Source organism: Bacteroidia bacterium, assembly GCA_041391665.1.
Classification (GTDB): Bacteria; Bacteroidota; Bacteroidia; order J057; family J057; genus JAGQVA01.
The window spans coordinates 2,682,839-2,695,785 of record JAWKNO010000001.1 but is presented as its reverse complement, the minus strand read 5'-3'; the positions used below and the strand labels follow the sequence as shown (position 1 = coordinate 2,695,785).

Here is a 12,947-nt window from a genome sequence, read left to right as displayed (position 1 = left end):
TTCCCCAAAAATGCCTAAGATGCAGTTGTAACTACAACTACAATGAAACTGGAACTTCTGGATCTGTTGATTTTGGCGGCATATATGATCGGGACCGTTTATATCGGATTCTGGTTAGCCAAACGCGCGACAAAAAGTATCAAAACTTATTTCCTCGCGGGAAACGATATTCCCTGGTATTATTTGGGTCTTTCCAACGCCTCCGGCATGTTTGATGTCTCAGGCACGATGATCGCCGTTACGTGGATGTTTATCTACGGACTAAAAAGTGTATGGATTCCCTGGCTATGGCCGATTTGGAACCAGATATTCATGATGATTTTCCTTGGGATCTGGATGAGGCGTTCCAATGTGCTCACGGGTGCAGAATGGATCACTTTCCGGTTTGGCAATAAGACAGGCAGTACGCTTTCGCATATCATTGTGGTAGTGTTTGCCGTGATTATTGTGATTTCGTTTATGGCTTATTTTGTCGAAGGCATCGGCAAATTTGCAGCACAGTTTCTCCCCTGGGATATGTCGTGGTCTGTGGGTGGTTTCCAGATCAGCAGCGAAGATACTTACGCATTGTTGATTATTGGTATTACGACCCTGTACACGATCAAGGGGGGGTTTTACAGTGTGGTGGGTACGGAAGTGATGCAGTTTCTGATCATGACTATTGCCTGTATTGTAGTAGGAATTATCGCGGTTATGCATACGACACCCGAACAAATCGCAGCAGCCGTCCCCGATGGCTGGAATTCCCTGTGGTTTGGTTGGGATCTTGGTATTGACTGGACAGAAAAAATTCCATTGGCACAGGCCCGGATTGAGGAAGATGGGTATTCGATGTTTGGATTTATATTTATGTTGATGTTGTTTAAGGGAATATGGGCGAGTATGGCGGGCCCTGTGCCCAGTTATGATATGCAGCGGGTATTATCCACCCGTACACCTACGGAAGCTGCAAAAATGTTTGCCCTTACCCCAGTCGTGCTTTCCGTTCCCCGATACTTTATGATTGCAGGGATAACCGTTCTTGCCCTGGTGTATATGGATCCTTCCAGCATCACCCAGTCGGTTACCGATGCAGCAGGAGTTACCGTCCAGAAACTCGATTTTGAGAAAGTACTACCCTTTGCCATCAGCGAATATGTAACCACCGGATTTAAGGGATTACTGCTTGCCGGACTGCTTGCAGCATTTATGTCCACGTATGCAGCATTTATCAATGCCGGATCGGCCTATGTAGTCAATGATATTTACAAAAAATATATTCGCCCGGAAGCACCTGACAGCACCTATGTGAGACTGAGTTATATTGTTACTTTCTCCCTTGTATTCATTGGGCTGATTTTTGGGTTGATTGGCGGAAATATACAGGCACGGACAGACTGGATTGTAGGATTACTGTACGGAAGTTATGTGGCTGCGAATGTGTTGAAATGGATATGGTGGCGATTTAACGGTTACGGATTTTTCTTTGGAATGCTTACAGGCATGATAGGTGTAGCGATATTGCCCATGATCACTGATGCGCTAGGCTGGCATCTGCTGGCTATTGAGCAGTTTCCATTCCTGTTTTTGATTGCCGTGGCGGGAAGTATCGGAGGCTGTTTGCTAACGGCGCCCGATGACGAAGCGACGTTGAAAAACTTCTATCGCAAAACCCGTCCATGGGGTTTTTGGGGCCCAATAAAAGAAAAAGTTATGGCGGAAGATTCAACATTTCGCCCCAACAAAGACTTTGGGAGAGACACACTTAACGTTGTAATAGGCATCATCTGGCAAATGGGCCTGGTTGTTTTGCCGGTTGTACTGATCACCCGCAACTGGACATATGTTATTCCCACAGCTATAGTGCTTGGCGTAACTACCTGGCTGTTGAAAATCAACTGGTGGGATAAGCTGGAGGATTGAAAAAATTGACTTTCAACAGACAGTATCTAAGACAAGCATTTTTATGAAAAAACTGACCTTTTTTCTGCTGATTATTATTCCATTTTGCGCATTCTCACAAAAAACCATTTTGCATTGTGGCAAGCTGATTGATGTAGTTGCCGGGCAAATCCAGAGCGAGATGACTGTGGTTGTAGAAAAAAATACTATCACTGCCGTAGCGAAAGGATACCTAAAAGGAGAAAAAACAGACCAGATCATAGACCTCAAAAAATATACGGTCATGCCCGGGTTGATGGATATGCATGTGCATATTACCAGCGAGACTGGCCGGAACAATTACCTGGAGGAATTTACGCTCAATCCGGCGGATATAGCCTTTCGTGCTGCGATTTATGCGGAGCGGACGTTGATGGGAGGATTTACGACGGTAAGGGATTTGGGAGGAGCATTTGGGGTAAATATTTCTCTCCGAAACGCTATCAATGCAAAGCTGGTCAAAGGACCGAGAATCTACACTGCGGGGACAGCGATTGCCACGACAGGCGGCCATGCAGACCCCACCAATGGAATCCGGCAGGATCTCATGGGTGATCCTGGGCCCAAAGAAGGCGTGATTAATAGTTCTGAGGACGCAGCAAAAGCAGTCAGGAGCCGGTATAAGGAAGGCAGCGACCTGATCAAAATCACGGCATCAGGGGGTGTACTCAGTATGGCAAAAAGTCCTGACAATCCCCAGTTTACCGAAACAGAAATCGAAGCTATAGTTAGTACTGCCAAAGATTACGGCTTTAAGGTTGCCGCACATGCACATGGTGCGGAGGCCATGAAGCGCGCGATTCGGGCGGGAGTAAACTCGATCGAACACGGCACCTATATGGACGACGAAGCCATTGAATTGTTTAAACAATACGGAACCTATTATATACCAACCGTAACCGCAGGGCGATCAACCGCTGATTCGGCAGCCATTCCCGGTTATTATCCGGAAGTAGTAGCGACGAAGGTTCGGGTTGTCGGACCAGTTAGCCAGAATACATTTGGCAAAGCCTGGAAAGGCGGAGTCAAAATCGCCTTTGGGACAGATGCAGGCGTATTTGCGCATGGGAAAAACTGGATGGAGTTTATCTACATGAACGAGGCAGGGATGCCTGCATTGGAAGCAATTAAAACTGCCACTATCAACGCCGCAGACCTGCTGGGCGTATCTGATATATTAGGCACTATTGAGACGGGTAAGCTGGCAGACATCATCGCTGTTGAGGGCAATCCGGCAGAAGACATTACCAGTATGGGCAGCGTAAGATTTGTGATGAAGGATGGGGTTGTTTATAAAAAAGAGTGAAAAATTGCCCGCAGATTATGTGAAAAGCTGTTGGAAGCTGTTGGGATCCGTTGGAATCCGTTGCAAACCGTTGCAAACGGATATGCAAATTGATAAAGTCCTAATAATCAATTGATTCCCCCCTTAAATCAGCCATAAACCCGCTGCAAACCGTTGCAAACCGTTGGAATCCGTTATAAACCGTTGGAATCGGATATGCAAATTGAGAAAGTCGTAATAATCAATTGATTCCCCACTTGAATCAGCCATAAACCCGCTTCAAACCGTTACAAACCGTTGGAATCCGTTATAAACCGTTGCAATCCGTTACAAACCGCTGCAAACAGATAGAAAAATATACAAATTATTGATAATCAATTGATTAAATCCTTTCGATTCCCATAAACCCGCTACAAACCGTTTCAAACCAATCCTTAATGGACCCTGCGCCTGGAAATCGTTTGAAACCGTTTGAAACCGTTTAAATCGGATACCCCCATCATAATGCACTGATATTCAAATATTTAAATCGCAGCTCTTTTCGAAAATCCGTTACAAACCGTTGCAAACTGTTGCAAACCGTTGCAAACCGTTTCGAACCGTTACAACGGGCGCAAAAATTACCAAAGTACTGACAATCAATTAATTAAATATCTAATTCAGTCCAAAATCCATTGAAGAACCGCTAAAAACGATTAAAACCGTTTGAAACCGTTTAAATCGGATACCCCCATCATAATATACTGATAGCCAAATACTTAAGGCGTAGCTCTTTTCGAAAATCCGTTGCAATCCGTTACAAACCGTTGCAAACCGTTACAAACCGTTACAAACCGTTGGAATCCGTTACAAACCGTTGGAATCCGTTACAAACCGTTGGAAACCGTTGGAAACCGTTGGAATCCGTTGGAATCCGTTACAAACCGTTGGAATCCGTTACAAACCGTTTCGAACCGTTACAACGGGCACAAAAATTACCAAAGTCCTGACAATCAATTGATTCCCCACTTGAATCAGTCATAAACCCGTTTCAAACCGCTGCAAACCGTTACAAACGGATACCAAAATCCACAAGTCGCTGATAATCAAATTATTAAACCCTTAAATCAGACAGGAACCCGTTTCAAACCAATCCTTAATGGACCCTGCGCCTGGAAACCGTTTGAAACCGTTTAAATCGGATACCCCCATCATAATGTGCTGATATTCAAATATTTAAATCGTAACTCTTTTCAAAAATCCGTTACAAACCGTTGGAATCCGTTACAAACCGTTGGAAACGGATAGGAAAATACACAAATCACTGATAATCAACTGATTAAATCCTTTCGATTCCCATAAACCCGCTGCAAACCGTTGCAAACGGATATGCAAATTGATAAAGTCCTAATAATCAATTGATTCCCCCCTTAAATCAGCCATAAACCCGCTTCAAACCGCTTCAAACCGTTAAAAACGGATACAAAAATTCGCAAATCCCTACTAATCAATTACCTAACTCCCAAAATCAGCCAAAAATCCGCTGCAAACCACTGAAACCGGCCCTTAATGGGCTCTTCGGTTGCAAAACCGACCTTACAGGACTCATTTCATTGGCCGCAAACAAAATGTTGCACTACGGTCGGTTCGCCGAAAAGGTCCCTCCCCGAAAGGGGCCCTCTCGGCCTTCCTCCGGTCGTCGGAATGACCTGTTGTGTCAATAAAAACGTGCTTCTCCGGATGGAAAAGGGTCTTTTTCTCTATTTTTAAGCCTTGCGACATCTTGGTTTGCACCCCACTTTATTAGGTAATCAAAAAAATTGTGGAAACGGTATACTCCGTTTCCACACTACTCAGCAGTGCCTGAATTTCCATTATTCGCAATTTATTTTGTTTTTATCTGCGGCCAATTCCCCTGACTGCTCTTTTCGATAGTAGCAACGGTATCCTTTAATGCCTTACAAATCGGAGCACCCCGGATACACCGCTTAGCTCTGACCGCAAAACATACACCCCTCTCGCCTGTCCTGCAAGATTCACTTCCTGCCTGCCAGGCAACAATCGCCCTTCGCCCAAATACCGGCCCTGAACATCCATCAACCGCCAATTTCCTTTTCCCTGTATCACTTCTAGGTGAAGTTGTTCTGTTTCTTCTTCATAATATATCTTCAAATCGGGACTGATCTGCCCGGCCAAACCGACGGAAAGTATCGTTACCTCCACGCTGGTCGTATCGTTGTTCAGACAATTGCTGGCTATGAGCGAAACGGTATAAGTCCCGTTTACCGTATAGGTATGCGACGGAGAAAAATCCGTCGAGGTAATACCATCCCCAAAATCCCACAGATATTCTGTAGCGCCTGCTGATTGATTTGTCAAAGTGATAGTAACCCCGCTTTGAACCAAATCAAACGCCGCCGCTGCCACCGGGGGGATATTTTCGTTGATGATCAGCAAAAATTGTGATTTTCCGCCAGTTCCAACTGGTTCCAGGCAATCATACGCATATCCCTGTGCACTCTTTCCACTCATCACAAACCGGTCTCCTCCGATAATGGAAATTCGCTGCCCGTTTACAGTATTGGCTGCGCTCACCGGCACTTTGCTCCACACCAGGCTTCCGTTATTTCCGCTGATTTTGCCTGTCAATGACCGTTGCGAAGCGCCTGTGGCCAGCAGACTATCTCCCAGTTGCACTTTCCCTGCCCACGAAGCCCCAAACAGAAGGTCGCCTGCTGCATTTGTCGCCAGTCCGTCGATCCGGGGAGATTGTGTCTGACTCAACATCTGCACGGCCCATACTTCATTACCCAGACTATCCCATGTCACGATCAGCCCGTAGCTGGAGCTAAACCCGGATACGGATGCATAGATATTCCCTGCGAAATCTACCGTTCCCGACGTATAACACGAAAGATAGACACTGGTATCATTGCCAATAGCTACGGCATTGGGCAATTCATCCATGCCGCTGGTGGATGCCGAACCAAAAAATGTGCGTATTCCCAGAAGATTTCCTTCCCTGTCTGCAATCATCACCGCCATCTCATCAAATCCCTGGGTAGTCTGAAAGGGAACCGGTTGCCCGCCAAAAACAGGGGAGCCGGCACTGCCCTCTTTCACAAGCAGGGCGATCAGGTTGCCATCTGGACTTACAGACAATTGCGTACGGTCAAACGATACTGCACCGATGACCATATTTGCATTTCCCTCCAGGCTCCATCGGGGGGTAGTAAACGTGCTGTCAAAACACTGGAACTTCACTTTATTGGCGTCCAGATTATCCTGAAAAGCCATATACATCAGCGAATCCGATGCAGCTACATTCCGGATGCCGGCAAACCGCCTGACAGACCGGAGCGAACCATCAGGTCTCAGCTGAATGACCATATTCCCGGCGAGGGAGCTGGCACCGATGGATAAAGAATCATTCTCCACTCGAAGGAATCCATTTCCGGCAGTTCCCTGCGTAGAGAGATAAGCATAACCCAGGCTATCAACAGCCATAAATTCGATACGTCCGACAGTGGAATTATTTCCACCCGTAACTGCAATTCGTTTATAGAAAATCAATTCGCCCTGGGAGTCGTGCACACAATAGAGAATTTCTTCCTGAGAATTTGCCTGAAGTTTGGCAATCGCCTCACCTTCATAGGTATAAGCATCCGTATAACTCGTTGCGCTGTATATATTGCCATCGCCATCCACGGCACAGGAAACATAGGTAAGATTGGCCTCGACTTCATGAACCAACAATCTTTCGGCAGTCTGGCTCTTACCGGAAGAGCATATAGCAGACAAACCGAATGCAAAAAGTCCAATCTGAAAAATATTCTTTGTTTTCATTCGTGAGCAATTAGAATGATAAAACACAAAGATTATACAATCCGCCATTCATTGCATCCCTCAATGTGGGGAGTGGATTCTTTTCACGCTACAAATTAATGGAGAAACTTTACACTTGGAAGTATTTGTGACGTCAATACATCTTTTATGTATTAGAAATTCGATTTGTGCTGAAAAATAAATTGTTTTTCACTTGAAACTTTTTGACCATATCGAAATATTTTATAGATTCAAAAAATCATCTTATTAGCACTTCATATTGACAACAAAACGAATGTTTCTGATTGAATGAAAAAACTATGACCAAATATAGCAACCACATCTTCCTTTTCCCTTTCAAATGGTATCCGGTCTCTCCCGAAAATTTTCATCTTGAAACATACATTCAAGGATTAAAAGAAAATGAAACTCCACTTGGAAAACTGGAACCATTTAGCTTTGAAGCTGACAATCCCAAAGCGTATAATGAATTCACTTATTTTTATGATTTTGCCGGTGAAGCATTATATGATCAGGGAAATGACTTAAAAGCCTATCTCAAAGGCCAGGAACCTACTTCCTATGGTGAAATTTCTCCTGAACTTTTTTTTCACTTGCAACATAATCTTGAACATAGGGAAATTCCCACTTATTATTCCTTTAAGGTAAAAGGGGTAGAAGAACCATATCACCTTCGGATTGACTCTATTCTTGTCAATTTTTATGAAATGGGTGTAGGGGTTTTATCTTTTCACCTGATCAATGACAAATACCCTGTTGCCGCAGATATTCTGAAAATCAATCAGTTTGGGCGAAGACTTTTTCCACAGTTTATTACTTTTGGATTAAATCCTTTGCTTGATGTCCAGGACACCCTTTTACCTGAGTGGATGTGTATTCAGAAATTTGCAGGCCATTCCGAATACAGGCAGATTGAGGAATCTTATGACAACTTCTCCAGATACGCAGATATCGAGCGAAAAGTGAAAAAAAATCCATTCATGGTTCCCCGTATATTCAACGCCATATTCCCAAAAGGCGCAATACAAGGGTTGAATGATGAAGACGCGTTGCCATCAGGAATTCGCATTTACCCTGTCCTTGACGACCGGATGTTTGTCGTATCATGGTATAAACCAGATGAAAGTGTACCAAAAGATCTTTTTACCAAAAGGATTGATTTTGCTATAAAAGAAACCTATTCTGATGCAGCACGGGACTTCTGGTACCAATATATCTATATCGACCATGACGGCCCAACATCAGTTAACGATCGTTTTACAACAGATCTCCTTGAACAGGCTACCTACACCCGATGGAGCGGATACCGCAGCCTGTTTGGCGTTACCCGTTACTCTCTGATGGCACTCTCAGGATTTGATCCCTTACAGGTTCACATGGAAACCATTTACTTCCGAATGGCTGAACTATGCCTTGTACAACGTGCCATGATTCTTAGATTTTCGGATGAGGCGACTAATTTGTCCCGCAAAAAACTGGGTAAAATCTCCAAACAGGAACTGCGGAGATTAGAAGAATTACACCAAAATTACCTGCGATTTATCAATAAAATCTATTTCAGGGAAATAACTGCTCAAGACCAGGGCATAGAAATGTACGATAAACTCCAGCAAACACTCCGCTTGCCCCAACAGGTAAAAGATCTGGAAGGAGAAATCGCCACGCTCTATCAATATGGCCAATTGGTGCAGGAAGACCGCCGTAATAAACAGTTGGACTTAATTGCCTGGGTAGGTGGGTTATTTTTGCTGCCTTCTGTTTTGCTGGCCTTTTTGGGTATAACAGAGTTCTCTTCAGGAAAAGTTGTTGTACCCCCTGTTGTTGAGTGGAGTATCTTGATTTCATCCGGGCTAATGGCATTGGGTGGAATAATAGCAGTTGGTATCCAATATTTCAGAGGGAATAGATAAACTATGTAAAATTCGCACCCGATGACCTTCATAAGAACCATTCCAATCGTTCAGATTACACCGTTGATCCATTTCCAATGGACTCAGGAGAATCCCTGTCTCAGAGCTACCGAACTGAAACCCAAAATACAGACGTTTATCACCGAAGATTTAAAAAGAGTAGATAACTCGCTGTATAATAACAAAGAGTATGTCGAGGCAATCAAAAAATTCCTTCCGGACAAAGATGGCCAGCCCAGGCCCTCACCTTACCGGCTCGATGTGATTCCCAACTCTGATCCCAAATGGTATCTCCCTGTGGCCGGGAAATACGATGCCGCTGACGGAAATACAATAAGTAAATTCTTTGGAACCGGCCCAATTACCGGAATTCCCAACAGTGCCTATTTTGCCAATGCAGAACCACTGAAACGCGACGGGAATAAAGACGCCCTCCGCCTTGCCGTTTTCTACGATGAACCCCTCACGATAAGGCTGTCTTCTTTTGATCCGAAAGTGTTGGACCTGGTCGAAAAGGCGATCCCCTACGTGCTGGCATATCATAATTTTGGTACCCGCCAAAGCAAGGGTTTTGGATCATTTTTACCTGAAGGCATGTCTTCTTCCGAATTGGAAAAGCATTTGGCAGAAAATCCATCCTTTATAAAAATAGGTAAACAAAATATCTCTGATGCAAAACCTGAAAAAATTCTTGAAAAGATCAATACTGAGTATAAAGCACTAAAAAATAAAGTAGGGTTTGCAAACGGCAAATCCACCAATAGCTCCAAACTGAAAGACTATTTTGCATCGAAGAATATTGAATGGGAAAAAAACTTTGTGAGCAAAGAACTTGCTCAGGAAAAAGGCGGCGCACCAGGGCCTCGGGTTCATTATGTGCGCGCATTATTTGGTCTGGCGGAATTGTATGACTATCCTAAACTATCTTATCCGATCAACAAAGCTAAAATCACAATTGAATCGGTACCCAAAGACAAAATCGAAAGATTTGCTTCTCCCTTGTTATTGAAACCCGCTAAAGACCAGCTATTCTTAATCGCACGCCCGATTCCCAAAGTTATGTTGGGTGCAAGTTTCCTGTTTACAGGAAAAAGAAAGTCTCAAAACCTGCAAACTCCTGCACATTTTAATTGGGATGAATTTTTCAAACTTCTGAACACCTGGACCCATGTCAAATAAGTATGTTGCCTTAACCATAGGTCCGATTTATCAGACCGCCCAAAAAGCGCGCCGAACCCGGGAGTTCTGGGCTGCCAGCTACGTGTTTTCATGGATCATGAAATCGGTTATCCAGCACTTGCGTACAAATGGCAATGTGCCGGTAAAATCTTTTATTCTGCCTTATTATCCGGAGCAGTTCGAAACTTTTGATCTGAAAATCGGTGTAGGTGTATGGCCTGACCGCCTTATATTAAGTGCAGACGGCAATGAATTTCATGCACTCCAAAATGCGGTAAACTCAACAGTAGAAAAACTTGCCGACGAAACCTACAAAGAATTTACCCGCACAGAAAAAGCCGCTTATCTCAAAAATCAGTTTGAGTTTGTTGCCCCTAATACTTATGTGCCGATAAAAAACAGTTTCTTTAAGTATTTCCGCCTGGCGTGCCTCGAAATTGAAGAAAGAGACCTGCCCGCAGCCGGAGATTCGTTTGTCAAAAAAATCAACTATCTGCTCGACCATCTGGAACTCACTGCCCAGATTGCCCCGTTGGAGCCCGATTACATGGCCTATTTACTACGGGCTGTTCACAGGTCCTTTTTCATTAAAGATGCTTTTCATCCCCGGTTTAAGTTTGAGTCTCTGATAGAGGTCGCTACCAGTGACCTTCGCCCCATCAACCCAACGGCTTATGAAGAAATCGTAAAAGCTGACTTTGATCAAAAAGACAAAAATGAAGAACAAGACTTGCTCGACAGACTGACCAGCCACCCTGATTTTAGAAAAGAAATGAGTACCCGGCACCGCTATATTGCCATAGTAAACGCCGATGGTGATGGAATAGGCAAGTTGCTGGGAAAATTGGGAGATGATGAGGAAGCTGTACAGAGTTTTTCAGAAGACCTTATTGCCTTTGGCATAGAAGCCAATCAAATCCTCGCAGGTGACCGCCACACAGAAAACCCCCAGGACTATGGCTATGGCGCGGCGCCTCTGTATCTGGGTGGAGATGATCTGGTATTTTTTGCTCCGGTAGCCCGAAGAAATAATCATACCGGTCAGTTCGAGACGGTTTTTCACCTTATCCAGAAAATTGATCAGGCGTTTGCCCAAACATTCAAAAAGTATAAGGAAAAAGGCGTAGTCCCCACCCTCTCCTACGGTGTTTCCATTTCCTATTACAAATATCCGCTTCAGGAAGCGATGGAAGAAAGCCGCCGCCTGCTTGCCCAGATCAAACAGGATTTACCCGAATATAAAGACCGCAACCGAATTAATTTTAAAGTGTTGCGCCATAGCGGTCAGCATTACGGTGGCATTATCAATAAAAATGATTCCAATCTCTATAGCCAGTGGTTTTTGATGTTAAACCAAAACCTGAAGGATCATGCCGGCCAGGAAATAGTCAAGAAAAAGTCTGTCAAGGATAAAGAAAATTACGCATTAATCGCAGGTGTTGCCCACAAACTCGACCGCATGAAAGACATGCTGGAAGTGGTTCTCGACCGAGATACGGAGAAAGAAAGCAGAAAAGGCCCTGACCTTTATTATCAGTCTCTTCTCGATCCTTTGTTTTTAAACCAGTTTAGCGAAAAGGTTCACCGCAATCGCGCTGAAAAAGACAGACTCAGTCCTTTTCTCGAATACCTGAAAGATTTTATTGCCATCAGCAGGCTAAAAACCGGAAAAGCTGATCTTGATCTCACCTACGCCCTGCTGCGGTTTATTCACCTTATCAACAGCAAAGATGAAGACGATGCCTGAATACTATTTGTTTACCCTTAAACCGCTCTCCCCTGCATATTTTGGGGGAGAACATGGTCTTACGGAGGACGATTATTTCCTTCGTACCCGCCTATTTCCCCAACAGACTACCATTCTGGGTATGCTGCGGTACGAACTGCTCAGGCGAAACCAAACCCTCACCTATCAAAGGGGAAAGGGTTATCAAATCAACGACCAGAAAAAAGCAGAAGGCCTGATTGGGGAAAATAGCTTTACCGGCACTGAAGCTGACCAGCAGACTTTCGGAAAAATTGAAAAACTATCGCCTGTATTCCTCCAGTTTGAAAACAAAGCCTGGTTTCTGGTCAAAAACCCCAAAAACTTTCAGGCTATGACGATTCCGGGAAAATCCTATTCCAGCAGCGGAAGTAAAACCGATCATCTCTATTGCCTGCCGGGATACAATGTCAAAGAATACCATTTGTCTGAAATTTTTTTCTGCGAGGATGACCTGCAAAAAACACTGAAAGTGGAAAAAGAGGAAAATGACAAACTCTCAGACCCCTGGGCTTTCACCAAATTTGTCAAAATCGGCATTACCAAACAATACAAACACCAGCCCAAAGAAGACGGCTTCTTTAAGATGGAACTGCTTCATCTTCATCCCCGCGCCGCATATCAGTTTTACGCTTCGCTGGAAACCGGCCATGGGCTGCCCCAATCAGGTAGCGGACTTGTATATCTGGGAGGAAACCGAACCCCTTTTCAGATGAATTTTGAAAAGGTAAACCTCTTTTTCCCGGAGGCAGATCAATTCCATCTTTCCGGTATCTCGACCCTGCTCTCCGATGCGTATGTAGCGGATGGCGCAACACATGGGGCAAAACTCGCAGCAACGGATACGGTCATTTTCCGGAATCAGAAGACTCTGACTGATCCAGAATTTTCCTACCATCAAAAACCCGTTGGAGACCATGCCCATACTCCCCGACTGTTGCTTTCCAGAGGAGGCCTTTTATTCGAACCGGATTTAACCGCACTTCAAACCTGGCTCAATCACGAAGCCTACTATAAAATCGGCTATAACTATTTTTCCACCCCAAAATAAATTCATAATCCG

7 protein-coding genes are annotated in these 12,947 nt (G+C 44.4%); 6 read left to right on the top strand and 1 reads right to left on the bottom strand.

Features of this window, described 5'->3' with window-relative positions:
* Nucleotides 1-42: 42 nt before the first annotated feature.
* Complete coding sequence (locus tag R3D00_10995) at nt 43-1,902, top strand: sodium:solute symporter family protein (protein MEZ4773698.1); 1,860 nt, start codon at nt 43-45, stop codon at nt 1,900-1,902.
* 43 nt (nt 1,903-1,945) lie between these two features.
* Nucleotides 1,946-3,226: an amidohydrolase family protein gene (locus tag R3D00_10990; protein ID MEZ4773697.1), complete on the top strand. Its 1,281-nt coding sequence runs from the start codon at nt 1,946-1,948 to the stop codon at nt 3,224-3,226.
* A gap of 1,908 nt (nt 3,227-5,134) precedes the next feature.
* Here the strand turns inward: R3D00_10990 and R3D00_10985 are convergent.
* Nucleotides 5,135-7,030, bottom strand: a complete 1,896-nt coding sequence (locus R3D00_10985) for a PKD domain-containing protein (protein MEZ4773696.1) — start codon at nt 7,028-7,030, stop codon at nt 5,135-5,137.
* A 299-nt stretch (nt 7,031-7,329) separates the two neighbouring features.
* Here R3D00_10985 and R3D00_10980 point away from each other — a divergent pair, with 299 nt between their 5' ends.
* Genes R3D00_10980 through R3D00_10965 form a run of 4 tightly spaced genes read left to right on the top strand, consistent with a single transcriptional unit; the run spans nt 7,330 to nt 12,935 of the window.
* Nucleotides 7,330-8,940, top strand: a complete 1,611-nt coding sequence (locus R3D00_10980; GenBank protein ID MEZ4773695.1) for a hypothetical protein — start codon at nt 7,330-7,332, stop codon at nt 8,938-8,940.
* A 21-nt stretch (nt 8,941-8,961) separates the two neighbouring features.
* A complete protein-coding gene (locus R3D00_10975) occupies nt 8,962-10,119 on the top strand; it encodes a hypothetical protein (protein ID MEZ4773694.1) in 1,158 nt (385 codons plus the stop codon).
* Nucleotides 10,109-11,866 carry a type III-B CRISPR-associated protein Cas10/Cmr2 gene (gene cas10, locus R3D00_10970; protein MEZ4773693.1) on the top strand — a complete coding sequence of 586 codons (1,758 nt, stop codon included), beginning with the start codon at nt 10,109-10,111 and terminating at the stop codon, nt 11,864-11,866. The genes R3D00_10975 and cas10 overlap by 11 nt, the downstream gene beginning before the upstream one ends.
* Nucleotides 11,859-12,935, top strand: coding sequence for a type III-B CRISPR module-associated Cmr3 family protein (locus tag R3D00_10965; protein MEZ4773692.1), 1,077 nt, complete (start codon nt 11,859-11,861; stop codon nt 12,933-12,935). Before cas10 ends, R3D00_10965 begins: the two co-directional genes overlap by 8 nt.
* Nucleotides 12,936-12,947: the final 12 nt, after the last annotated feature.

Bases quoted from the DNA above. Each gene is read 5' to 3' on its own strand.
- R3D00_10995 (MEZ4773698.1), top strand. From the start codon at position 43: ATGAAACTGGAACTTCTGGATCTGTTGATTTTGGCGGCATATATGATC.
- R3D00_10990 (MEZ4773697.1), top strand. From the start codon at position 1,946: ATGAAAAAACTGACCTTTTTTCTGCTGATTATTATTCCATTTTGCGCA.
- R3D00_10985 (MEZ4773696.1), bottom strand. From the start codon at position 7,030: ATGAAAACAAAGAATATTTTTCAGATTGGACTTTTTGCATTCGGTTTG.
- R3D00_10980 (MEZ4773695.1), top strand. From the start codon at position 7,330: ATGACCAAATATAGCAACCACATCTTCCTTTTCCCTTTCAAATGGTAT.
- R3D00_10975 (MEZ4773694.1), top strand. From the start codon at position 8,962: ATGACCTTCATAAGAACCATTCCAATCGTTCAGATTACACCGTTGATC.
- cas10 (MEZ4773693.1), top strand. From the start codon at position 10,109: ATGTCAAATAAGTATGTTGCCTTAACCATAGGTCCGATTTATCAGACC.
- R3D00_10965 (MEZ4773692.1), top strand. From the start codon at position 11,859: ATGCCTGAATACTATTTGTTTACCCTTAAACCGCTCTCCCCTGCATAT.